Raw genomic sequence first — 23,491 nt, forward strand, 5'->3', positions numbered from 1 at the left:
GGCGGAATGCCAAAAACACGGGCATCAGCGCCCGTCAGCAACGCCGATGAGCCGCGACGCCCATGGAAGACTTCAACGTGTCAGCGTTTTTGCTGATCAACCACCCCGCCGGCCAAAGCGCCGTGCTGGATGCGCTGGGCCTGGCCGCCGCCGAAGCCATGCCGTACCTGTTCATGCTGGTACTCGCCGGGCTCTGGCTGAGCCCCGAGGTAGCGCGGCGCAAGGCCGGTCTCAAGGCCGGCGGGGCGGTACTGGCAGGGCTTGGCATCAGCTACGCCCTGTCGCTGGTGTACAGCCATCCGCGCCCCTTCGTACAGGGGCTGGGTCATACCCTGCTGGCCCACTCGCCGGATGCTTCCTTTCCCTCGGACCACACCACCTTCCTGTTTTCCATTGCGTTTGTGCTGGCCATCGAAAGCCGCACCCGGCTGCTGGGCGCGCTATTGGTCGGTCTGGGATTGGCCGGCGGGCTGGCTCGGGTGTTTGTCGGCGTGCATTTCCCGCTGGATATTCTCGGCGCCGCCGTTACCGGCCTGGCGGCGGCCGGCAGCGTCCAGCTGTGCAATAACGCAGCGAGCCCCCAGGGCCGGCTGCTTGAGCGGGTTGCCGCCATACGCCCCGATCGCTGGATAAGCGGGCGGGGCGGTCAGTAGCCGGCGGGTTTGCGGCTAAAACGCTTCCCAGTCGTCTTCGGCCGTGTTGCGGGAGGCCGTTGACGCGCCGGTATCGGGCAGCGCCGAAGCGGTCGGCGGCGATGCGGTTTGAGCCGCGGCGTCATCGCCGAGGATGAAGGTATCCACCAGCTCGCTGAGCGCCGCCGCCTGGTCGCGCATGGACTCGGCGGTGCTGGAGGTCTGCTGCACCATGGACGAGTTCTGCTGGGTCATGGTGTCCATTTCGGTAACGGCGGTATTGACCTGGCTGATGCCCGAGCTCTGTTCCTTGGCGCCGGCGCTTATCTCGGCGATGACGTCGGTGACCCGGGTAACGCTGTCGACAATTTCGCGGATCGTGTCGCCGGCGCGCTTGACGGTATCGCTGCCCTGCTCGGTATGCCGCACCGCGGTGTCGATCAGCTCGCGGATCTCGCTTGAGGCATTGGCGCTGCGGCTGGCCAGATCGCGCACCTCCTCGGCGACCACGGCAAAGCCGCGGCCGTGTTCGCCGGCCCGGGCGGCTTCGACCGAAGCGTTCAGCGCGAGAATGTTGGTCTGAAAGGCAATGCCGTCGATCATGGTGATGATTTCGCCGATGCGGGAAGCCGACTGGCTCAGGTTGCCCATTGTGTCTTCCACTTCGTTCATGGCTTCGCCGCCCTGGTGGGCCACGGTCACGGTCGAGCTGGCCAGCTGGCTGGCCTGCTGGGCGTTGTCGGCGCTGTGGTTCACCGTTGAGGTGATTTCTTCCATGGACGACGAGGTTTCCTGCAGGTTGGCAGCCGCCTGCTCGGTGCGCGAGGCCAGCTCATCGCTGCCCTGGGCCATTTCGCTGGCGCCGTGATAGACCTCGTGTACGTTTTGGCGCACGTTGATCAGCGTGGTCTGCATGCGGGCAACGAAGGCATTGAACTGCTCGGCCAGCGCGCCGATTTCATCGCGTGTCCTGACCACAAGGCGCTGGGTCAGATCGCCGCGGCCCTGGGCAATATCGCGCATGGCGCTGGCGGTCTGGTTGATCGGCCGTACCAGCCGGCGCACCAGCCATACGGCGATGATGCTCATCAATACAAAGGCGCCCAGGCCGATCAGTATCGCCAGCATGATGCTTTGTTGCAGGTTGTTTTCGGCACGCTCGCGAACACCGGCCATGGTGTGCTGAATGTCGCGCATATAGGCGCCGGCGCCCATCACCCAGTCCAGCTCGGGGACGTTGATAACGTAGGACTGCTTGGCCGCCACTTCGTCGGTGCCGGGATATTCCCAGTCGTAGCGGTAAAAGCCGTTGCCGCTGCGCCCGGTCTCGATCATGCCTTGCACGATGTAGGTGCCGTCATCGCTTTGCATGTCGTAGTGGGGCTGTCCGACCAGGTCCGGGTTATCCCCCAGTACCGTGGCAATCCCGTCGTAATCGTAGGCCCAGATGTAGTTGCCGTCTTCAAAGCGGACGTTTTGCAGCAGCTCATACACGCGCCGGCGTTTGCTTGCCTCGCTGGCGCCGGGATCGTCGAGTATCGGCTGAATGGCGCTGTGGGTACTCTCCACGATGCTCTTGACCTTGTCCTTGCGCGCGTCGATCAGCTGTTGTTTTTGCGCGGCCAGAGCCTGTCGGGTGGCGGATTGCTGCTCGAGCGATGACGACAGCACCAGCACCACGGTGACGAGTAACAGCGGTATCAGCACGAGCATGAGGATTTTGGCCTGGAGGCCGGAAAGGCGCGATGCCAGTGAACGCAACATAAACAGCTCCTGGGTCAGGTCCGTTAAAAGCCTTGCAGCAAAGGGGTCGGGCGACCCGCTTGCCGGATGGCCCGGGCGGCCCGGGGCTATACCACTATCGGCAAAACAACCGCTGACCTGAATAGCTTATGCGTTGAATCCTTCAACGCTGTTGCGCCAGACGTGCGCCGAGCAGAAACGCAAACGCCCCGCTTGAGGCAAGCGAGGCGTTGCAGACAGGGCGCTGAGACGGGTGGCCGCCCCATTCCCGTTGGCGATGTCGCCGTGGCGTTAGAAGCGGTATTTCACGCCCACGCTGGCTGCGTCGAAGGTGTAGCTGGACTCGTCCAGATAGCGCATATAGTCGGCGCCAAGGGCGACGCGCGGTGCCACGTCAATTTCGGCGCCGGCGCCGTAGGAAAAGTCCGACTCGCTGCTGTAGTCAAAGTCGACCTTGGTGGCGCCGGCCAGGCCGTACAGGCGGATATCGTTGTTGATCGGCAGAATACCCTTGGCGTAGGCGCCGACCAGGTAGTCCAGCTCGGCATAGCCGTCGGAACCGCCGGTGCCGGCCTGAGCTTCAACGGCGAAGTATTGGTTGAACTGCATGCCGCCGTTGAGACGCAGGCCAACGCTGTCGCGGCTGCTGCCGTAATCCGGGTCAACTTCCCAGAGCATGGCATCGGCGCCGATGTAGGGTGTGGCCTGCATCGGCTGTGCGGGCTGCTGGGCCTGGGCGGTGGTGGCTACGCCGGCGGCAAAAACGGCGGCGGTCAGGGTCGCCAGTGTTAGCTGTTTCATGGGGTACTCCTTCATGTAGTACTCATTTATGAAGTGCTCCTTTATAAAGCACTTCTTTTTGAGTCAAACCGTTCGGCCAGTCAGGCGGGTCGAGCGTTGCTCGGCAGGCGCCGGCCCCTGGCTGCTATTTGCGAACGCTGTTCTATAACACTGTTCACGTTACGCCTGGCGGCCGAGAGCGGCAAGCCGACAAAGTGCAAACTTATGACAAGTGCTGCATGACGAGCACTGTATGTACAGGTACGGCAGGACAGGTACGGCAGGACAGGTACGGCAGGACAGGTACGGCAAGAAGGTACCGCACGACAAGTACCGCATCAGGAGGGGCGCCGGAGCCTCGTTGCCCGGGCAGGTGGCGAGGCGGCGATGATCGGGCGGTGGGGCAGCCGCGCTGTGCAGTCGGAGACGTAGCGGCCGGGGCAGGGCGGACCCTAGAAGGGAACGTCCCGGCGACCGGTCTGAAAGGCGACGACCTTGCGGTAGATTTCCCGAGCGCCTTCGAGGGCCTCGGTTTCCATTTCGTCCGGGGCGATGCGGCTGTCTCCCTGGTGGCCGCCGCTTTGCAGGAGGGTCTGCACGTCCTTGCGGTAGCGTTCCAGCAGGTGTTCGAGGTTGGCGTGAATACTCTGGACTTCCAGGGTGAACTGGCGGCGTTGTTCCAGCCGAGTGGCCAGCGCATCAGCGGACGGGGCGTTGTCGATCAGGCTTTCCACCGTCTGGTTCACCAGCTTTTGTGCACGGTGGAGACGGGGAACGATGACATACACCACATCGTAAAGCGAAAGGAGATCGCGGTCGTTTTGCATGGACATTTCGGCGGACACAAACTGGAGGATGACCCGCCGATTCTACGCGATGCACGCGCTCCGGCAAGCGCTGATAAAACCGTCGGGGTTATGGCAGCTGAAGTATCGCCGCTGGGTTATTGCAGTTAAAAGTGTTTGAAGAGCCGTCGACCCGTTGACGGCTCAAACCGTGCTGCTGAAGCTGATGATGGTAAGCCGTAACGGGCAGGCTAAACGATATCCAGCGGCTCCTTGCGCGCGGGCGGCGGGAAGGCCGCGTCGAGCCGTTGGCAGATGTCGTCATTGAGCGTGACCTCGAGCGCGGCGGCGTTTTGCTCGACGTGCGCCGCCTGTGCCGCCTTCGGAATGGCGACCAGGTCGCGCTGCATGGCGTTGGCGTCGACGTCCTGCGGGCGGATGGCCCAGGCCAGCAGCAGCTGCTGGGGCGTGATGTTGAGGTCGGCGGCGATGCGTTCCACCTCGGGGTGGTCGAGCAGCTGGCGCCGCAGGCCGCCGTCCTGGGCCAGCGGGCAGTAGCCCATCGCCGGCATCCGGCGCTCGCGCATCCATGGCAGCAGCGAGTGCTCGATACCCCGCGAGCCCAGGTGATAAAGCACCTGGTTCACCGCGCAGTCGCCGCCGCCCTTGAGGTGGTAGAGCGTGTTGAGCTCGTCGGTGTCGAAATTGGACACGCCAAAGCGGCGGATCTTGCCGTCGGCGCGCAGGCGGTCGAAGGCTTCCAGCGTCTCGTCCAGCGGAATACCGCCCGGCCAGTGCAGCAGATAGAGGTCGAGATAGTCGGTGCCGAGCCGCTTGAGGCTGGCTTCGCAGGCGGCAATGGCGCTGTCGCGCCCGGCGTTCCAGGGAAACGCCTTGGACACCAGAAAGGCCTCGTCGCGGCGGCCGGCCAGGGCGTCGCCCACGACTTCTTCGGCGCCGCCGTTGCCGTACATTTCGGCGGTGTCGATCAGTGTCAGGCCCTGATCCAGGCCGTGCTGCAGCGCCTGCACCTCCTGCTGGCGCGGGGCGAGGTTTTCGCCCATGAACCAGGTGCCCTGGCCAATGGCGGGCAGGTCGACGGCGGATTCGTGGGCGGTCGCGCCCAGGCGGACATGGGGTAGTGACGACATGCGGCTCTCCTTTTGTGGGGTTTTTCCGGCTGGGATTTTCCTGCTGAGTTCTCCGGGCATGGCTTTTCCGGCTGAGTTCTCCGAGCAGGACTTTCCCGTGATCCTGTATTGGCCTGTCATCCATCGTGCAGCGGCCAGGCGCTGCCATTAATGGAAAAGCTTTCCATACCAACCGCCGGTGGTGCAAGGCGGCAGCCTGTCGGGCGTTCGCCACGCCGGGCAACGGTTTTTGCTAGACTGGCCTTGCCGCGCTGCCGGCCGCGTTATTTATCCACCATGTTCATTCACCGTATTCATCCACCGTCGAGGAAGCCGCCATGAGCTCGTTCCCCCCTTGCCCGCAGTGCGGGTCGGAGTACACCTACCAGGACCAGGAAATGTTGATCTGCCCCGAGTGCGCCCACGAGTGGGTCGTCAACGGCGCAGTGGAAGAAGAAAGCGATGCGCCGCTGATCAGCGATGCCAACGGCAATATGCTTCAGGACGGCGATAACGTCACCGTGGTCAAGGACCTGAAGATCAAGGGGGCGTCTTCGGTGGTCAAGGTGGGCACCAAGGTCAAGAACATTCGCCTGGTCGAAGGCGACCACAATATCGACTGCAAGATCGACGGCATCGGCCCGATGAAGCTGAAGTCGGACTTTGTCAAAAAAGCCTGACGAGTAGAAAGCCGCCGGTCGCGCGGTTATTCCATTAGCCTGCTAAATCATGTTAGCTTTACCGGCTTTCGCAAGTGGCTCGGGCCGGTATAGGGCAACTTGTGCCTGCTGCCCGGCGGCGATCGACCCGGATCGCCGTCGCCCCGAGTCGCCATCGTTGTTTGTCCCCTGTCATTGATTTGCCACCTGCTGTTGTTCATTCCCTGCCGTTCACCCCCTGCGGTTGATGGCACTCAGGCCCGGTTGAAGAAACGTTCGGAGAAAATGCCATGACCCCGGAGCAGCGTTTTGCCCGCTGGGTACGCGCGGCGATTGTGCTGTTCGTCGTCATTTTTGTGTACTTTGTCGTGGCCGATCATTACATGCCGGCGACGCCCCAGGCGCGCGCGCTGCGCGATGTGGTGCGGGTGGCGCCCCAGGTGAGCGGCCAGGTCGTCGAGGTGCCGGTGCAGAACAATGCCCGCGTACAGCGCGATGATGTGCTGTTCCGGATTGATCCCGAGCCGTTCGAGCTGGCGGTGGAAAAGGCGCGGCTGGCGCTGGAAAAGGCGCGCCGCGATAACGCTCAGCTGGAGGCCTCGCTGGCCGAGGCCCGGGCGAGCCTGGCCAGGCAGCAGGCGCTGACTCACGAGCTGGATCAGGAGCGCCGGCGCGTGCAGTCGCTGCTGGAGCGCGACAGCGTATCGCGTCAGCGTTTCGAGTCGGTCACCGCCGATGCCGAGGCCGGCCAGGCCGCGGTCAAGGCGGCCGAGGCCAGGGTCCATGCGTTGAAGGTGCAGCGCGGGCAGGAGGGTGACGCCAACCTGATGCGGCGTCAGGCGCGCAACGCCCTGGCAGCGGCCGAGCTGGATCTGCGCCGTACCGCGGTCAACGCCGAGCAAAGCGGCTATATCAGCAACCTGCAGCTGAATGTCGGCGACAGCGTCAGCGCCGGTTCGCCGGTGATGGCCAACGTCGGCGATCAGCTGGATATCGTCGCCGATTTCCGCGAAAAAAGCCTGCGCCAGGCGGGAGAGGGTGACCGTGCCTGGGTGGCCTTTGACGCCCGCCCCGGCGAGGAGTACCCGGCTCGGGTGACCTCGATTGATGCCGGGGTGCGCGACGGCCAGCTGCTACCCGACGGCAACCTGACGTCGATTCCCACCACCGACCGCTGGGTGCGCGATGCCCAGCGCCTGCGTATCCATCTGCGCCTGGACGAGGCGCCGCCAACGCTGCCGCCCACCGGTGCCCGCGCCACGGTGCAGCTATCGCCGTCGGAGAGTTCGCTCGCCCACTGGCTGGCGAGAACCCAGGTGGCGCTGCTGAGCCTGCTGCACCATGTTTATTAGGGCGTTGTCTATCAGGGCGCTGTCTATTAGAGCGCTACCAGCGCGCCTTCGCCCTGCGCGGCCTGCCGGGAACGAGGGCTCGGCCGCGCCGCTCGACGCCAACGATCTGCGTCAGTGCCTGCGGGTCGCCTGCGGGGCGGCGCTGGGCTTTGTGGTCAGCCAGCTGATGAACTGGAATTACGGGGTGTTTTTTACCGTCTTCCCGATGTTCCTGCTGGGTATTCTGCCGGTACTGAACGGCCATATCGTGCGCCAGTTTCTGGGCAATGCGCTGGTCAACTGCGTCGAGGTCAGCCTGGTCGTGGGGATGACCCAGCACATGCCGCCGGTGATGCTGTGCCTCGCGTTCGCGCTGTTTTATACCCGCTTCCGCCTGATGGCACGCGGGCCCTTCTTCCTCTTTGGCGCCAACGGCGTGCTGACGCTGAGTATTCTGCTGCACTTCGCCAGCTACCCCGAGGTCGATCTTTCCGATCTGTTTACCAGCAACGTGGTCGCCAGCCTGCTGGCGGTTGCCATCGCCGGGCTGATGCACGCGGTGTTTCCCGACGTGGCACCGCGTCAGCCGCCGCCGAGGGTCGAGAAATCGCGGTCGCGTATTCGCCACGAAACCCTGATCGGGGCAATCACCGTGACGCTGTCGTTCAGCGTATTTCAGGTGCTGGACCTGCGCGACTCGCTCTCGGCGCAGATGTCCACGGTGCTGATCCTCTTTGCGCTGGGCTATCCCGGGGCGCGCAAGTCGGCGGGCAAGCGCGCCATCGGCACGCTGCTGGGCTGTAATCTGGCAGTATTTGCCCAGCTGCTGCTGTATACCCAGAGCCAGCATTTTGTGCTGGTGACGCTGGTGTACTGGCTGGGGCTGATGATGTTTGCGCGTATGCACGTTCTTGAACGGGCGGGGTCCGGCGTGGGCTTCGGCGGGCTGTCCACGCTGGGTATTCTCTTCGGCCAGTATCTGTCGCCCCACCAGGATCTGGTGTATAGCGCGCTGTATCGTTTTTCTTCCATGTGCGTGGCCATGGCGCTGACGGTGGCGGTCATGGCGCTGCTCGACCACCTGCTCAATGCCTGGGAGCCGACCCGAGCCTGAGTCCGCCACCGGACCCGGCGATCAGGGCTGATCGTCGCTGGCTGTATCCGGAGAGCCGGGGACAGGTCAAAGAGGGGGTCCTACGCCAGGGATGGCGTAGGTAGCGTCCAGGGAGGGATTTATAGCGCCCCCTCGCCGACCTGTTGCCGGCTCAACCCCGGTGGTTGAGGTTGAATGCTATAGCACTCCCCCGTTGATCACAGGTTGGACTTTACCTTTTTCGCGCTGTACGGTAGCGCCGCACTCGGCATTCGCAACGCCACCGCCGAGGCCTTTCCAAAAGCGCCGTTATGGCCTGTCCGCTAACGCCCGGACACGCCCGCGCCGCTTCCAGTCCATGTCGGCTAACGTCATCAATGGGAGAAGGCAGCCATGCCATTCCACTATGCTGACGCAGGCCGCTGTATGCCGCGCCGTCCGCCGCCCCTGGCATTTTCGGGGTAGCGCCTGACCGGCCGCCATTTGTGTGCCGTGCGTTTCTGATTGCTGTTATACCTCCTCCCCGGTAAACCGGTATTGCGCCCTGCCTCTTTGCGCGCCTGACCGGTAACAGCATCACGCACGCCGACGGACGCTTTCCTTTTCTACCCATCCGCTGTGCCCGCACCAACGCTGTGTCTGCACGCGCGTTGTATCGCCGGGTACGTGTGTTTAACCAACAGAGGGGTTTGCCCTTGAATAGCGAATCGTTATATCAGTTCTCGATCTGGACCGTGATTGCATTGCTGCTGGCGTTTTATGGCGGCACCTATCTTTTGACGCTGGGCCTGAGCAAGAAGAAAAATGACGCCGACGCTTTCATGGTGTCCAACCACCGCATCGGTTTTGGCATCGGTGCGGCCAGCATGACCGCCACCTGGATATGGGCGGCCTCGTTTTACGCCGCAGCGACCTCGGGCTATCAGTACGGCGTTTCCGGCCCCATCCACTACGGGCTCTGGGGCGCGTTGATGATTCTGTTTATTTACCCGTTCGGCAAGCGCTTCCGCAAGCTGGCGCCCAACGCCGCCACCCTGGGGGAGCTGATTCATGCCCGCCACGGCAGCTCCAGCCAGCTGATTCTGGCGATTTCCAACGTCATGGGCAGCCTGATCAGCCTGATGGTCAACTTTACTGCCGCCGGCGCGCTGGTCTCGGTGCTGTCGCCGATGTCGTTCCAGGCCGGGGTGATTATTGCCGGCGTGGGCGTGCTGCTGTACACCCTGTGGTCGGGCTTCCGCGCCTCGGTGATGACCGACTTTGCCCAGCTGGTCGCGCTGATGGCGATCGCCGTGGTGATCATTCCCGCGGTGTTCTTCTCCATGGGCGGCCCCACCGAGCTGGTGGCCGGGCTGGATAACCTTACCGCCGAACAGGCCAACTTCTTTTCCAGCGAGGCCATCCTCGAGCAGGGCGCGCCGTTCTTCGTCGCCGTGCTGGCCTACGCCATTGGTAACCAGACGATTTCCCAGCGCCTGTTTGCGGTCAACGAAGACCACATCAAGCCGACCTTTCTGACCGCGACCGTAGGCTACGGCGCCATCGTCATCGGCCTGGGCATGATCGGCCTGATGGCGCTGACGCTGGGTATCGAGCCGCTGAACGGCGACATGAACAACCTGATTCCGCAGATGGTCTCGGGCTACCTGCCGCCGATCTTTATCGCGCTGTTCTTTATTCTGGTGATCGGCTCGCTGTCGTCCACCGCGGATTCCGACCTCTCGGCGCTGTCGGCGATCATGATGGCCGACGTTTACGGCAAGAATATCGCCAGGGGGAACCCGGACACCCACAAAATGCTGCTGGTGGGTCGCATCACCATGATTCTTGCCACCGTGGCGGCGATTATCTTTGCCAGTTTCTCGCTGGATATCCTGGTGATGCTGGTGTTTGTCGGCGCGCTCTGGGGCGCCATCGTTTTCCCGGTGATCGCCAGCTGCTTCTGGAGCAAGGTCACCAACAAGGCATTCACCACCTCGGTGGTTATCGCCATGATCCTGTTCTGCCTGGCGCGCTTTGAGATGCTGCCGCTGGCGGGTGGATTCGGCCTGATGTTTGAAGTGCTCGCCAGCATCGGCGGCGGCATCATCATCGGCCTGATGGTGTTTGGCTTTCTCGGCCGCATGGCGGGCGCCGTGGCCGGCGTGCTGGCGCTGATCGCGATGCTGATCTTTGCCACCGGCTTTTTGCGCGAATACACCGTCCTGCTGGCGTCGTTGACCGCCTACGGCACCAGCACCCTGGTATGCGTGGTCATGAGCCTTGCCAGCCGCGAAGCGCCGTTTGACTTTGATGTCATCCGCGAGCGGGTGGGCGACTACAGCGACCACTCCGACGAAGAGGCAGGCTCGGCGACCGATACGGCCGACGACGCGCCGCAGCCCGGCATCGCCGGCCAGCCCGCTGCCCAGTCGTAATGCTTTGCCGTGGCAACGTTCGGCTGTTGCACGTCCGGCTGTTGTGATGTTCAACGGCTGACATCTTCCATCAGAGAGAGGTCACCATGACCGCACTATTGGGTTTTTACGTACTGATCTGGCCGGCGGTAACGCTCGGCGTGTTGATTCTGATCTGTCGCGCCGTCATTCGTGACCGCCGTCAGGCGAAAAAGGAACACCGCGAAATGGTGTAGCGCACCCGTGCGTGCGTATCTGCCCCGCGTATAGCGGCGGCAGAGGAAAAGGGCCCGGCCTGCCTGCTGATAACAGCGGCAGGTCGGGCTTTTTTATGGCGATGAGGCCGAAGAGGAAGGGGCTTGACGCCACTTGATGCGCAGGCTGTTGAGCAGCACGCAGAGGCTGCTTAGCGTCATGGCGACAGCCGCGATGACCGGATGCACAAACCCCGCGATGGCCAGCGGCAGCGCCAGGGCGTTGTAGCCCAGCGCCCAGCCGAGGTTCTGGCGCATCAGCCGTCGGGAGCGGCGGGCCAGTGCCAGGGTGGCGGGCACACGGCTGACGCCATCGGGCAGATACACCGCTGCCGCTGACCGAGCGGTGGGCGTGGCGTTGCCCACGGCAATGCCCAGCCGCGCGCCGGCCAGCGCCAGGCCGTCGTTGAGGCCATCGCCGATAAAGGCCACGGCGCAGCGTTTTTCCAGCGCCTCGATAAAGCGCTGCTTGGCTTCGGGGGTGACGCCGGCGACCACGTAGTCGTCAGCAATGCCCAGCCGCCGTGCCTGGCGCAGGCAGGAGGCGCGGTTGTCACCGCTGAGCAGGTAGACCGCATGGCCGCGCCGGTGGAGGGTGTTGACGGTGTCGGCGGCGTCCGGGTGCAGCGCTTCGTCAAACCGGATGGCGCCGCGATAGTCACCGTTCACGGCCAGGTGCAGGGCCATGCGCGAGGCATCGTCGTCGGGCACCTCGATGTCCTGCCGGCGCAGCCAGGCGGCCCGGCCGGCGAGGACGGTGTGCTCGTCGATAAGCCAGCAGGTGCCCATGCCCGCCTCGATATGCCGCTCACCGGCGGTCGCGCGGGTGGACGGCGGACGGCTGGCGGTGAGCCCCCGGGCCAGCGGATGCTGCGTGCCGGCCAGCGTATCGCTGGCCAGCTGCAGCAGCGCGTCGGCGTCGTGATCCTGGGCGGGATGCACATCGGCCACGTCGGGCGTGTCGGTGGTCAGGGTGCCGGTCTTGTCGAACACCACCCCGCGGGTGTCGGCGGCGGTTTCCAGCGCCGCAGGATCACGAAAAATCACCCCGGCGGCCACCATGCGCGCATGGCCGATGACCACCACCAGCGGAATCGCCAGGCTCAGCGCGCAGGGGCAGGCGATAATCAGCACCGCCAGCCCCCGGGTCGCCGCCTGCTCCACGCCAGCGCCCAGCGCCAGCGTCAGCGCGGCGGCGAGCACCGCCGCCCCGGCAATGATCGGCAGCAATACCCGGGCAGCGGCGTCGGTCAGCCGCTGTAGCGCGGTCTTGCGGCTCAGCAGCCCGCGTACCGAGCGCGCCAGGGCGTCGATGCGCCGCTGGCCCACGGCGGCGGTGACGTCGAGTATCAGCTCGCCCTGCAGCAGCTCGCAGCCGGCAAGCAGCGAATCGCCGGGGCCGATGCCGGTCGGCTCGTGTTCCCCGGTGAGTAGCGACTGGTCGATCTCGCCCTGGCCGTCACGCACGGTGGCGTCCAGCGCCAGCGGCTCGCCGCCGGTCAGCCGGATTCGCTGGCCGGCCTGGATGTCGGCGGCCGGGCGCTGTTCTATCCGGCCGTCTTCGAGGACAAGAGCAGCGGTTTCCGGCGCCTGGTGCAGGTAGCCGCGTACCACGTCGGCGGCACGGCGGCGCACGCGGCCGTCGATGAACCGCGCGATCAGCTGGAAGGTGATGAGCATCACGGCGGCGTCGAAGTAGACGTCGCTGTGGCCGGACGCCAGCTGCCAGACGGAGACCGCGGTCGCCGCGAAGACGGCCAGGGTAATCAGCGCATCCAGTCCCGGAGCGCCGACGCGCAGCGTGCGCAGCCCCACACGGTAAAAGTGAGCGCCCGAATACATCAGCACCGGCAGCGCAAAAAGGCCGCTGGCCAGCGCCAGCGGCCAGGTAAAGCGCGCTTCGACGATGCCCAGCGGGGCAAGATAGACCAGATAGGCCGGCATCATGCACCAGATGCCGAAGACCACCGCCACGGCCAGGCGGATCAGCAGCCGGCGGCGCAAGCGATCGTCGCCGTCGGCGCTATTGCCTTCTTCGCCCGGAGCGAGCAGGCGATATCCCAGCCCGGCCACCGCGCGCTGTAGCCGTGGCACGTCGGTTGTGGCCGGGTCGAGGCGGATCATGGCGCTGTCGGCGGCGAAGTTGACCGCCGCCTGCATAACGCCGGGCTGGCGCTTCAGCAGCGCCTCCACCGCGGCGGCGCAGCTACCGCAGTGGAGACCCTCGACGACCAGCACCTCCTCGCTCAGAGCGTCGCCCTCGGTCTTCGGGTCGCTGGCGGCGTCGGCCATTTACGGCGCCTCGAAGTTATCGCGCAGCTCGTCCGGTGACCAGGCATCGCGTTCGCCGTATTCGTCTTCGTGGGCGTCGACGCGCTCGGCCTTGATCGGGTCGGCGTCGTTGCCCCACTCCTGACGTACGTGGCTGAGCACGGCGGCGATTTCGGCGTTGCTAAGCTGCCCACCGAAGGCCGGCATGACGCCGTTATAGCTGTCGCCCTCGACTTCGATTTTGCCCTGGAGGCCGTCGTGGACGATGGACACGGGAATATCCGGGTCGCCCTGAAGCCAGGCGCTGCCGGCCAGAGGCGGAAAACTGCCGGGGACGCCCTGGCCGCTGGACTGGTGGCAGGCCGAGCACTGGGCGCTGAAGATGGCGCCGCCGTCGATGTCCTCTCCCGCGGCGGGGGCTTCGGGCACCGAGCGGCTGTCGCCGCCGAGCATGGGCTTGCCGATCTGCCAGGCGTAGTAGCCCACGCCCCAGACCAGCAGGATGGCGATCCAGGCCACCACGGCTTTGGGAACCGGGCGGTGGCCTTCCTCGGGCTCGCCGTGCTCGCGGTACTGGGGGCCCTGACGGTGCGGCTGTTCCGCTGTGCCTTCCGGGGTATCGTGCGGCGGCTGTGCCGGCTGCTGACGATGGCTGTTGTCGTGACGCGTCATGGCACCTTACTCCTCGGCAGCTTCGGGTTGCGGCAGGGTCGGCGCCGGATAGGTATGGTCCAGCGACTTGAGGTAGGCCACCAGCGCCAGGGCATCATCGGTCGCCACGACCTGCCCGGTGTCCGGGCCGTAAGGGTCGGGGATATTGACTACCCGATCGTCGTCATCCGCCGAGGTGACCTCGCGGAACAGAAAGCGGTAAGGCGGCATGATGCTGTCCTCGACAACCGCGCGCGGGTTGTACAGGTGCAGCAGGTGCCAGTCGTCGCTGGGCTGGCGCGCGCCGATGTTGAACAGGTCCGGCCCGGTACGCATGGTGCCCAGCAGGTGCGGCTGGTCGTTGGCGTAGTCGCCCGGCACCGCCGGGCGGCCCCAGCCGCGATCCTTGTCGCCGGGCGCGAAGCTCGGGTCGCGCGGCTGCTGGCTGTGGCAGTAAACGCAGCCGTTGGCAACGTAGAGGTCGCGGCCGCGCTGCTCCTGGTCGGTATAGGGTTCCAGGTCCGGCGGCACCTGCTCGGTGGACATCTGAATATACGGCAGCACCACCAGCGTCATCATGGCCAGCAGAAGGATGAAGGCGGCGCCGACCATTATCGCAAGAGCACGTTTCATTGTGAGGTCTCCTCGCCGGTGGAACGGAACAGCGTAGGCCGGTAACGGCGCTCGCCGTGACGGCGCAGCATGGCGATGAAGTGCACGGCAAAGACCAGGTGGCCAAGCGTCATCAGGCCGCCGCCCAGGGTGCGCGCTTCAAGGTAGGGCAGCGTCATGCGCACCACATCCATGAACGGCGTGTCGCCGTCCAGCAGCGACAGGCCTTCCTTCCAGCCGCCGATGGTCAGCGAAATCACGTAAATCGAGATGCCCGCCGACACCAGCCAGAAGTGCACGCTGATCATCCGGCGCCAGGGCCATTCCCAGTCCAGCAGCCGGGGCATGATGAAGTACACCGCGCCGAAGAGGATAAAGCTCAGAAAGGCGTACATGCCCAGGTGGGCGTGGGCCACGGTGTAGTGGGTGAAGTGAGTAATCACGTTCACGCTGCGCAGCGCCTCCATCGAGCCCTGCAGCGAGGAGACCGTATACATCAGCGCGCCGATCCACACAAAGCGCAGGGTGGGCGAATCCTTCAGCCGGCCGAAGCTGCCCCACATGGTGCCGTGGTGGTTGATCGCCACGGTGATGACGGGGATCGACATCATCACGCTATGCACAATCGACAGCGTGACCAGCCAGGTTGGCACCGGCCCGCCGACGATGTGGTGAATGCCGACCTGGCTGTAAAACAGCGCCAGCGACCAGAAGCCCAGCAGCGACAGCTGGTAGGAAATGATCGGCCGCCCGAGAATCTTGGGAATCAGATAGTAGGCGATACCGATGCCGATGGGCGTGACCCATAGCCCCAGGACGTTGTGCGCAAACCACCAGTTGACCGTGGCGCCGGCGGCGCCGGGAAACACATACGGCAGGTTGGCAATCAGGAACAGGAAGGGGAACCACACCAGCGCGGCCATGAGGTACCAGCTGGTAACGTAAAGATGGTTGACCTTGCGCCGCGCTGCGGTCATTACCAGCGGAATCGCGCAGAGCGCGCCGCCCACCACAAAGAGGATGTCGACCTGCCAGGGAAATTCCAGCCATTCCTCGCCGTCGGAAAGCCCGAGGTTGATGGCCAGCAGGCCCAGCACCAGGCCAATGTTCCAGATCACGCTGCCGGTGATGGCGAAGCGAGCGCCCACCAGGGCCGTGCGAAACAGCCGCGGGAGCAGAAACAGCGCCACGCCGATGCCCGCCATCGAGGACCAGCCGTAGGCCACGGCGTTGAGGTGCATGGGGCGCACGCGGCCAAAGGTCAGCCACTGGGTATCGGCGAGAAACTCCGGCATGTGCATCTTGGTCGAGGAGAGCAGGCCATAAAACGACCCCAGCACCAGCCAGAAGACCGCCGAACACAGCCAGGCCATGACCGGCCCGCGCGATGAAAAGTCGGCGCGCTGGCGCGCCTTGACGGCCTCGGAGTCGGGCGGCAGGTTGCCGTCCAGGGTATCGGCGATATCCCGCGCGGGGTCCTCGCCGTGGCCGACTTCGCCGGGAGGAAAGATGGTCTCGGCGGCCTGTTTGCCGTGACCGAACTGGTTTGTCGCAATCGACCAGATCAGCGCCAGCAAACCCACCACGGAAACCAGGAAGGTAACTATCAGCAAGATGGCAATGGTCGGAGTCATATTATAGGTCCTGCGGCGGTTGCGGAGTCAGGGAGTAAGCAACGTCAGTCATCGGAGTATGCAAGGCTCCGTGGCGAGTCGGTTGAAGGGGGCGAGCAGCTCATTCAGGGGCGTTTCGCTGCACGTAGTATTTGAACTCAGTATTTGAACTCAGTATTTGAACCCAGTATTTGAACCCAGTATTTGAGCGCAGTATTTGAATGTAGTATTTGAGTGCAACGGCGTTGTTGTGCGCGGTGTCCCTGGCCGCAAAGACGAGCGTTAGCGTGCGGCCGTCACAGGCGCTGAGCATGTCATCCAGGGCGGCCGTTGCCGCTTCGCTGTGTTCCAGTTCGCGGTAGTACTTTTGGTAGAATCCGGCCCAGCGCTGCGGCTCGTGGCCGAACCAGCGCCGCAGCTCGGTGGACGGCGCCAGCGCCTTCTGCCAGTCGTCGAGCGCCAGCGAGTCCCTGCTGACGCCGCGCGGCCAGATACGGTCGACCAGCACGCGATAGCCGTCATCGTCGGCAGGCGCCTCGTAGGCACGCTTGCAACGAATACGCTGCGGACGCGGAATAGAAGCCGTCGGCATGGCCAACCTCCCGTGCGGTGCCGGTGCTCTGGATGCCATTCACCATAGTCGTAAGAAAGAACGTCGTATAATGAAAAGTAGCGCGGCGTTATATCATTTATATTGATACAAACCGGCGAGATTCGGGACCAGGTTCTCATCAGCCAGCGGAGCGGCCATGGAAATCAAGCTTGCCAGAACCTTTTTGGAGATTTTGCGTCAGGGAAGTTTCAGCACGGCGGCAGAATCCCTGCACGTGACTCAAACCACGGTGACCGCGAGGATGCAGGCGCTCGAGGAGCACCTGGGCTGTCGGCTGCTGAAGCGCGATCGCGGCGGTATCACCATGACCGGCGACGGCGAGCGCTTTGCCGACCACGCCGCCCAGCTGGTGCAGACCTGGGAGACGCTCCAGCGCGAGCTGCCGATGCCCCGGGGCATTGACCGGATTGTGGCGATTGGCGGCGAAGCCAGCCTCTGGCATCCGCTGCTGTCGCGCTGGATGCGCGAACTGCGCGAAACCTATCCACGGCTGGCGGTGCGTATTCAGATCGGCGAGCGCCGTGAACTTCAGCAGCGGCTGGCGCGCGGCGGGCTGGATGCGGTGCTGGTGCACCAGGCCGACTATTGGCCGGGGATGCAGGTAACTCTGGTGCAGGAAGAAAAGCTGATCATGGTGCAAACCCCCGATGCCGGCGCCTCGGCTCCCTACATCTATGTGGATTGGGGCGAGGTGTTTCGCCGCGAGCACGATGCGGTCCTTCCGCATCTGGCCAGCCCGGTGATGATGCTCAACCTGGGGCCGCTGGCGCTGGAATACCTGCTGGCCAACGCCGGCAGCGGCTATTTCCGCCTGAGCGCGGTGCAGGACTATCTGGACAGCGGCCGGCTGCAGCGCGTCCCCGATATGCCCGAATTTGCCTACCCGGTTTATCTGGTGCATCCCCGGGGGCGGCTTTCCTCGCACCTTGAGGAGGCGCTGACGCTCCTGCACCATCAAACCTGAGCGACGTGGCCCCGCCGGGCGCGCCCTTTGCTGTGGCCTGACGATTGCTTTTGCCGCCGGCGGGGATCCGGTAAAGTGACCTTCCCCGAGGTCTCGCGCGGGCCAGCGCAATGAAGCCTGCCCCTGACAACCGCCAACGGAATAACGACCAGCAACGGAGAGGCGTGTGGTAAAGCTGTTGATACTCGATGCCGGGCACTGCCTGAGCCTGGCCCTGGTGCGCGAGGCGGGCCGGCGCTCCGATACCCGACTGGTGGTGGAGTCGGCCACCGAAGTAACGTCGGAGCGGCTGGCCGAGGTGGCCCCGGACGCGGTGGTCGTGCCGCCGCTGTCGCATCCGTTGAGCCTGGCGCCGGCGGCGGTCGAGGCCCACGCCGAGGCGGTGGAAACCTGCCTCGAAGCCTGCCTGTCGCAGGACGTCGCGCTAGTCTGGTGCGTCTCCGACGAGCTCTACGAGGACGGCTTCAACGAGCCCATCGACGAGCACCTGGTGCCGGCGCCCCGAGACACTTGCCTGCGCCGGCTGGTGCAGACCGGCGACCGCATTCGCGCGGAATACCACCGCCATCTGATTGTGCGGCTGGGGCCGCTGTTTGCGCTGGAAGGCAGCCACGCCTGGCTCAACGGGATTATCGACCGCCTGATTGCCGGCGAGAACGTACGTGCCGCCGAAGACGTCATCTTCTGTCCGACCTCGGCCGATGCCGTGGCGCTGGCGCTGATCGGCATGTTGCAGCAGCTGGGCTGTGGAGCCAACGCCTGGGGCGCCTATCACCTGGCCGGAACCGAGCCGGTCAGCGCCTTTGGCTTCACCTCCATGGTGCGCACGCTGCTGGTCACCTACCTGGAAGGTCGCGGCGAGACCCTGGCGCCGGGCCGGGTCGAGGCGCTGAGCCACCACCACGACGCCAAGCTGCACCGGGTACTCAACTGCCGCCGGGTGCTGGACGTGTTCGGCGTGCACCAGAAACCCTGGCGGCTGGAGGTCGAACGCATGCTGGATGCCTGGTGTTTGACGCGGTATGGCGACCGCGCAGAGCCGCCGGAAGGAGATACGCCGTGATCAACGTGCTGCGCAGCAGCGTCTTCTATGTCGGCTACTTCACCGCGATGCTGGTCAGCGGCCTTTTGCTGTTGCCGGTGGCGCCGTTTCTGCCGCTGGCCGGGCGCTACCGGCTGCTCAACTTATATAACCACTTTCTGATCCGCTGGTTCCGGCTGGCCTGCGGCGTACGTTACGACATCCAGGGGCGCGAGCACCTGCCCGCCGGTGCCTGCGTGATTCAGTCCAATCACCAGTGCGAGTGGGAAACCGTGTTTTTGCAGGTGATGATGCCGCCGGTCTGCACGGTGCTAAAGCGCGAGCTGCTCAACATCCCGATTTTTGGCTGGGGGCTGCGCTTGCTGCACCCGATCAGCCTGGACCGCTCGCGTCCGTCCAGGGCGTTGAAGCAGGTCATGTCCCAGGGCGTCGAACGCCTCAACAGCGGCCTCTCGGTGCTGATTTTTCCGGAAGGAACCCGGGTCGATCCCGGGGTGCGCCGGCGCTACAACAAAAGCGGCAGCATTATTGCCTGCCGCGCCGGCGTGCCTGTATTGCCGGTGGCGCACAACGCCGGCGAGCGCTGGCCCGGGCGGCACTGGGTCAAGCGCCCGGGCGTGCTGCGGGTGCGTATCGGCGAACCCATCGAGACGGCGGGCAAAACGCCGGATGCGGTCATCGCCGAAGTGGAAGCCTGGGTGGAAGGCCAGCTCCGCGACATTTCCGACGTGCCCAGGCCGGAAACCGCCTGATCCCGGTTGGCAAACAATACCAACGCCACACACAAAAACGGCGCCCTGCGGGGCGCCGTTTTGATAAGCGGAGCAGGACTAACGCCTTACTCGGGCAGCCGCTCGAACACCAGACAGGCGTTGGTGCCACCAAAGCCGAAGCTGTTGGTCAGCACGCGCTCCAGCCGGGCGTTGTCCCGACGCTTTGTGACGATATCAAACCCGTCGGCCTGGTCATCCAGGTCTTCGACGTTGGCCGATGCGGCGACAAACTCATGCTGCATCATTAGCAGGGAGTAGATCGCTTCCTGTACGCCGGTGGCGCCCAGCGAATGGCCGGTCAGCGACTTGGTGGAGCTCATCGCCGGCGTGGTATCGCCAAACACCGTGCGAACCGCCTGCAGCTCGGCGACGTCGCCCACCGGCGTCGAGGTGCCGTGGGTGTTGATGTAGTCAACGTCGCCGTCGACCGTGGCCAGCGCCTGGCGCATGCAGCGGGTGGCGCCTTCACCGGACGGCGCGACCATGTCGTGACCGTCGGAGGTGGCGCCGTATCCCACCAGCTCGCCGTAGATTTTCGCTCCGCGTGCCCGGGCATGCTCCAGCTCTTCGAGCACCAGCATGCCGCCGCCGCCGGCAATTACAAAGCCGTCGCGCGACTTGTCGTAGGGGCGGGAAGCCTGATCCGGCGCATCGTTGAAGTGGGTCGACAGCGCGCCCATGGCGTCGAACAGGCAGGACAGCGTCCAGTGTTCTTCCTCACCGCCGCCGGCGAAAACCACGTCCTGCTTGCCCAGCTGGATCTGTTCCATGGCGTTGCCGATGCAGTGCGCCGACGTCGCGCAGGCCGACGAAATCGAATAGTTCACGCCCTTGATGGCAAAGGGCGTGGCCAGGCAGGCGGAAACCGTGCTGCCCATGGTGCGGGTCACACGGTACGGCCCCACGCGGCGCAGGCCCTTGGCGCGCAGGACGTCGGCGGCTTCGACCTGGTTGGCGCTGGAGGCGCCGCCGGAGCCGGCAATCAGCCCGGTGCGCTCGCTGGAGACATGCTCCGGGGCAAGGCCCGCATCCTCGATCGCCTGCGCCATGGAGACGTAGGCGTAGGCCGCGGCCTCCCCCATGAAGCGCCGCAGTTTGCGGTCGATCAGCGCTTCCAGGTCGATGTCGATGCTGCCGGCGACGTGGCTGCGAAAGCCCAGGTCGGCATAGTCCTGCTTGAAGCGTATGCCGCTGCGGCCGTTTTTCAGCGCGTCCAACACCTGTTGCTGGTCGTTGCCCAGGCACGACACGATACCCAGGCCGGTGACTACCACTCGTCGCATGGGAGCCTCCTGTTAAAAGTTCGCGGTAGAGGTGAACAGGCCAACGCGCAAGTCATTGGCCTGGTAAATGTCGCGCCCGTCAACGGCAACCGTACCGTCGGCCATCCCCAGAATCAGACGCCGTGTAATGATGCGCTTGATGTTGATGCGGTAGGTGACTGTCCCGGCTTCGGGCAGAATCTGGCCGGAAAACTTGACTTCGCCGCAGCCCAGCGCGCGGCCGCGACCCGGGTGGCCAAGCCAGCCGAGATAGAACCCCACCAGCTGCCACATGGCATCCAGCCCCAGGCAGCCGGGCATTACCGGGTCGCCGGGGAAATGGCAGTCAAAGAACCACAGGTCGGGGCTGATATCCAGCTCGGCAATCAGCTCGCCCTTGTCGTGCTCGCCGCCGGATTCGCTGATGTGCGTAATACGGTCGAGCATCAGCATGTTGGGGGCCGGCAGCTGGGCGTTACCCGGGCCAAAGAGCTCGCCGCGCGAGCAGGCCAGCAGATCATCGCGGTCAAAAGAGGTTTGCTTGGTCACTGAATCGTTCCGGGTCGTGAAATAATGACGCAGGCCGCATCCGGCACCCGTGCCGGGGCGGGGTGCGGGACGCGAGCCGCAAGGCTTGCCCTAGTCTACTTCCCGAAGTGCTTGAATGCACGCCCGCTTGCGGGTGCCGGATCGGCAGACGATGCCTGGCGGCGCCTACAGTTTTGGCTGTACCCGCCGATATACCTTCTCAGCGCCATGCGGCGGCCCTCTCAGCCAGCGCCACACGGCGGCGCTGCCATGCCCGGCGTCACGGCGCCGGCCGAGGCGTTCGGGATTTCCGGCTTTGGTTGGGTCGTGGTGTCAGGACATGGGGTTTACCATGTGTGGCTGTCAAGGGGCGTGAACGCATCAACGGCCCGGCTCCGATACCGCCGGTGCGGCGGTATCCATGCTTTGCCGGCTGGCTGTTTCAGCTTCCGTCTTCCAGTAGCGCTATCTTTTTTCTTCAGGGATTGCCGATTTGTCATGTGGCCTGATCTTTCCTTCAATCGACCGCTCGTCTGGGTCGCGCTGATCGCGCTGCCGGCCTGTATCTGGATTCCGGATCCGGCCCTGCGCATGGCCGCGGCCACCGCGGTAGCGCTGGGCATGGCGGACACCTGGCGTCAGGTGCTCAAGCAGCGCCAGCGTTCGCGGCTGGCCCAGGATGCGCTCAGCCTGGCCGGCGACGCCGTGGTCATCAGCGATTCCCGGGACCACGTCCTCGCGGTCAATCCGGCGTTTACCCAGGTCACCGGCTACACCCAGCAGGAAATCCTCGGGCGCAAGCTGGAAACGCTGTCCGCCGCGCGCCACGACAAGGCCTTTCACCGCAACCTCTGGCAGACGCTGCGCAGCACCGGGAGCTGGGAAGGCGAGATGTGGAGCCGTCGCAAGCACGGCGACGAGTATCCCGAATGGGTCAAGATTCGCGCGGTGACCGACAAGCGCGGCCGCATCAGCCACTTTATCGGCCTGTATACCGATATTTCCGTCCGCAAGGCGCGGGAGAACGACCTGCGCCGCATTGGCTTTGAAGACCCGCTGACCGGGCTGCCCAATCGTCGCCGTCTGCACGAGCTGATGGCGTCGAGGCTGCGCCATCTGCGCGCCGGAGAAAGTCTGGACATGGCGCTGATCGATATCGACGGGCTGAAAAGCGTCAACGACAGCCTTGGCGTGGAGCAGGGCGACCGCCTGCTGTCGCGTTTTGCCCAGCGCCTCGCCGGGCATGTCGCCGGCGGCGTTGTCGGCCGCATGGGCGGCGACGAGTTTCTGGTGGTCCGCACAACCACCTTTGACGACCACGACAACTGGCTGTCCGGGCTGCGCGAACACATGGGGCGTCCGTTCGAGATCGCCGAGCAGACCCTGCGGCTGGGGCTGACCATCGGCAGCTGCCGCGCGCCGGAAGACGGGCGCGAAGCGGGAGTGATGTTTCAGCGTCTGGAGTCGGCGCTCTACAGCGCCAAGCGTCAGGGCAGCAACTGTACGCTGCGCTTCCGCCCGGCGCTGGATCAGCAGGACAACCCCCGGCTGGCGATGGTCAGCGATCTACGCTCGGCGCTGGCCGCCGGCGACCAGCTGGAGCTGCACTACCAGACCCAGCACAACCCCTCAACCGGCGCGCTCACCGGCATGGAGGCGCTGATACGCTGGCGTCACCCGCGCGACGGCATGATTTCCCCCGGGGATTTTATTCCCCTGGCCGAGCGTCACGGGCTGATGGCAGAGCTGGGCGCCTAGGTGGTGGAAAACGCCTGCGCCCAGCAGGCGCACTGGCAGAATACGGCCATGCCCGATACCACCGTCTGGGTGAATATTTCCGCCCTGCAGCTGTTTCAGGGCGATCTCGAAAGCCAGCTCGCCGGCTGTCTCAAGCGTTACCGGCTGAAGCCCTGGCAGATCGGCCTGGAGTTGACCGAGTCGGTGCTGCTGGATGAGCGCGCCGGCGATATCGTGCCCCGCCTGGAAACGCTGCGCGACATGGGCTGCCCGCTGGCCATCGATGATTTCGGCACCGGCTATTCGTCGCTGGGCTATCTCAAGCGCCTGCCGGTGGACGAGGTCAAGCTGGACCGCGCCTTTATCCGCGAGCTGCCCAACAGCGTCGCCGATGCCGCCATTGTTCGCGCCGTGCTGGCCATGGCGGACGGTATGAATCTGTCCGTGATAGCCGAGGGGGTGGAAACCCAGGCGCAGCGGCAGTTTTTGATCGACGCCGGCTGCGAGTCGGTCCAGGGCTTTTATTTCGCCCGGCCGATTCCGGTGCCCGACCTCGAAGCGCGCTGGCTCGCCGAGTCGCAGCAGGAGGTGGAAAGCGCGCTGATGCAGCAGGCTGTCTAGT

At 64.8% G+C, this 23,491-nt stretch carries 20 protein-coding genes and 1 pseudogene; 10 read left to right on the plus strand and 11 right to left on the minus strand.

The features are described 5' to 3' along the window. Positions 1 to 62 precede the first annotated feature (62 nt). Positions 63 to 653 (plus strand): undecaprenyl-diphosphatase, encoded by a 591-nt coding sequence (locus tag C793_RS13460; RefSeq protein ID WP_017429421.1) that lies wholly within the window; start codon positions 63 to 65, stop codon positions 651 to 653. 15 nt (positions 654 to 668) lie between these two features. Here the strand turns inward: C793_RS13460 and C793_RS0102740 are convergent, their stop codons facing one another. The 4 genes from C793_RS0102740 to C793_RS0102760 all read right to left on the minus strand — a co-directional run bounded on the left by C793_RS0102740 (position 669) and on the right by C793_RS0102760 (position 5,091). Then, entirely contained in the window at positions 669 to 2,396 is a 1,728-nt protein-coding gene (locus C793_RS0102740; protein ID WP_017429422.1) for a methyl-accepting chemotaxis protein, read from the minus strand. A 270-nt stretch (positions 2,397 to 2,666) separates the two neighbouring features. After that, positions 2,667 to 3,176: a porin family protein gene (locus C793_RS0102745; protein WP_017429423.1), complete on the minus strand. Its 510-nt coding sequence runs from the start codon at positions 3,174 to 3,176 to the stop codon at positions 2,667 to 2,669. A 431-nt stretch (positions 3,177 to 3,607) separates the two neighbouring features. Further along, positions 3,608 to 3,982, minus strand: coding sequence for a hypothetical protein (locus C793_RS0102750; RefSeq protein ID WP_017429424.1), 375 nt, complete (start codon positions 3,980 to 3,982; stop codon positions 3,608 to 3,610). Positions 3,983 to 4,191: 209 nt separating this feature from the next. After that, entirely contained in the window at positions 4,192 to 5,091 is a 900-nt protein-coding gene (locus C793_RS0102760; RefSeq protein WP_017429426.1) for an aldo/keto reductase, read from the minus strand. A gap of 317 nt (positions 5,092 to 5,408) precedes the next feature. On the opposite strand from C793_RS0102760, the gene C793_RS0102765 reads away from it, so the two are divergent. From C793_RS0102765 to C793_RS14600, 5 genes are all read left to right on the plus strand, one after another. Next, entirely contained in the window at positions 5,409 to 5,750 is a 342-nt protein-coding gene (locus tag C793_RS0102765) for a zinc ribbon domain-containing protein YjdM (protein WP_026106073.1), read from the plus strand. Positions 5,751 to 6,019: 269 nt separating this feature from the next. Next, complete coding sequence (locus C793_RS0102770) at positions 6,020 to 7,081, plus strand: HlyD family secretion protein (protein ID WP_017429428.1); 1,062 nt, start codon at positions 6,020 to 6,022, stop codon at positions 7,079 to 7,081. Further along, positions 7,071 to 8,174, plus strand: coding sequence for a DUF2955 domain-containing protein (locus C793_RS0102775; RefSeq protein ID WP_017429429.1), 1,104 nt, complete (start codon positions 7,071 to 7,073; stop codon positions 8,172 to 8,174). Before C793_RS0102770 ends, C793_RS0102775 begins: the two co-directional genes overlap by 11 nt. Positions 8,175 to 8,848: 674 nt before the next feature. Then, positions 8,849 to 10,570 (plus strand): sodium:solute symporter family protein, encoded by a 1,722-nt coding sequence (locus C793_RS0102780; protein ID WP_017429430.1) that lies wholly within the window; start codon positions 8,849 to 8,851, stop codon positions 10,568 to 10,570. Positions 10,571 to 10,656: 86 nt separating this feature from the next. Beyond that, positions 10,657 to 10,785 carry a putative transporter small subunit gene (locus C793_RS14600; protein ID WP_017429431.1) on the plus strand — a complete coding sequence of 43 codons (129 nt, stop codon included), beginning with the start codon at positions 10,657 to 10,659 and terminating at the stop codon, positions 10,783 to 10,785. A gap of 93 nt (positions 10,786 to 10,878) precedes the next feature. Here C793_RS14600 and C793_RS0102790 read toward each other — a convergent pair whose 3' ends face one another. The 5 genes from C793_RS0102790 to C793_RS0102810 all read right to left on the minus strand — a co-directional run bounded on the left by C793_RS0102790 (position 10,879) and on the right by C793_RS0102810 (position 16,542). Continuing rightward, a complete protein-coding gene (locus C793_RS0102790) occupies positions 10,879 to 13,095 on the minus strand; it encodes a heavy metal translocating P-type ATPase (RefSeq protein WP_017429432.1) in 2,217 nt (738 codons plus the stop codon). After that, a complete protein-coding gene (locus C793_RS0102795) occupies positions 13,096 to 13,746 on the minus strand; it encodes a c-type cytochrome (protein ID WP_017429433.1) in 651 nt (216 codons plus the stop codon). It abuts the gene before it with no gap. A gap of 6 nt (positions 13,747 to 13,752) precedes the next feature. Continuing rightward, positions 13,753 to 14,358, minus strand: a complete 606-nt coding sequence (locus tag C793_RS0102800) for a cbb3-type cytochrome c oxidase subunit II (RefSeq protein WP_017429434.1) — start codon at positions 14,356 to 14,358, stop codon at positions 13,753 to 13,755. Then, positions 14,355 to 15,971 carry a cbb3-type cytochrome c oxidase subunit I gene (locus tag C793_RS0102805; RefSeq protein WP_017429435.1) on the minus strand — a complete coding sequence of 539 codons (1,617 nt, stop codon included), beginning with the start codon at positions 15,969 to 15,971 and terminating at the stop codon, positions 14,355 to 14,357. Before C793_RS0102805 ends, C793_RS0102800 begins: the two co-directional genes overlap by 4 nt. 100 nt (positions 15,972 to 16,071) lie before the next feature. After that, complete coding sequence (locus C793_RS0102810; RefSeq protein WP_017429436.1) at positions 16,072 to 16,542, minus strand: DUF488 domain-containing protein; 471 nt, start codon at positions 16,540 to 16,542, stop codon at positions 16,072 to 16,074. Positions 16,543 to 16,699: 157 nt separating this feature from the next. Here C793_RS0102810 and C793_RS0102815 point away from each other — a divergent pair, with 157 nt between their 5' ends. The 3 genes from C793_RS0102815 to C793_RS0102825 all read left to right on the plus strand — a co-directional run bounded on the left by C793_RS0102815 (position 16,700) and on the right by C793_RS0102825 (position 19,321). Then, on the plus strand, positions 16,700 to 17,527 hold the full coding sequence (locus C793_RS0102815) for a LysR family transcriptional regulator (protein ID WP_017429437.1): 828 nt from the start codon (positions 16,700 to 16,702) through the stop codon (positions 17,525 to 17,527). A gap of 166 nt (positions 17,528 to 17,693) precedes the next feature. After that, the gene (locus C793_RS0102820; RefSeq protein WP_017429438.1) at positions 17,694 to 18,590 is read left to right on the plus strand and encodes a sugar nucleotide-binding protein; all 897 of its coding nucleotides are present in this window, start codon (positions 17,694 to 17,696) and stop codon (positions 18,588 to 18,590) included. Next, positions 18,587 to 19,321, plus strand: a complete 735-nt coding sequence (locus tag C793_RS0102825) for a lysophospholipid acyltransferase family protein (RefSeq protein ID WP_017429439.1) — start codon at positions 18,587 to 18,589, stop codon at positions 19,319 to 19,321. Before C793_RS0102820 ends, C793_RS0102825 begins: the two co-directional genes overlap by 4 nt. A gap of 86 nt (positions 19,322 to 19,407) precedes the next feature. Here C793_RS0102825 and fabB read toward each other — a convergent pair whose 3' ends face one another. After that, complete coding sequence (gene fabB / locus C793_RS0102830) at positions 19,408 to 20,625, minus strand: beta-ketoacyl-ACP synthase I (protein ID WP_017429440.1); 1,218 nt, start codon at positions 20,623 to 20,625, stop codon at positions 19,408 to 19,410. A 12-nt stretch (positions 20,626 to 20,637) separates the two neighbouring features. Beyond that, positions 20,638 to 21,153: a 3-hydroxyacyl-[acyl-carrier-protein] dehydratase FabA gene (gene fabA, locus C793_RS0102835; protein ID WP_017429441.1), complete on the minus strand. Its 516-nt coding sequence runs from the start codon at positions 21,151 to 21,153 to the stop codon at positions 20,638 to 20,640. 477 nt (positions 21,154 to 21,630) lie between these two features. On the opposite strand from fabA, the pseudogene C793_RS13465 reads away from it, so the two are divergent. Then, positions 21,631 to 23,490 (plus strand): annotated as a pseudogene (locus C793_RS13465) (putative bifunctional diguanylate cyclase/phosphodiesterase). Position 23,491 lies beyond the last annotated feature (1 nt).

It is taken from the genome of Vreelandella jeotgali Hwa (assembly GCF_000334215.1).
Classification (GTDB): Bacteria; Pseudomonadota; Gammaproteobacteria; order Pseudomonadales; family Halomonadaceae; genus Vreelandella; species Vreelandella jeotgali.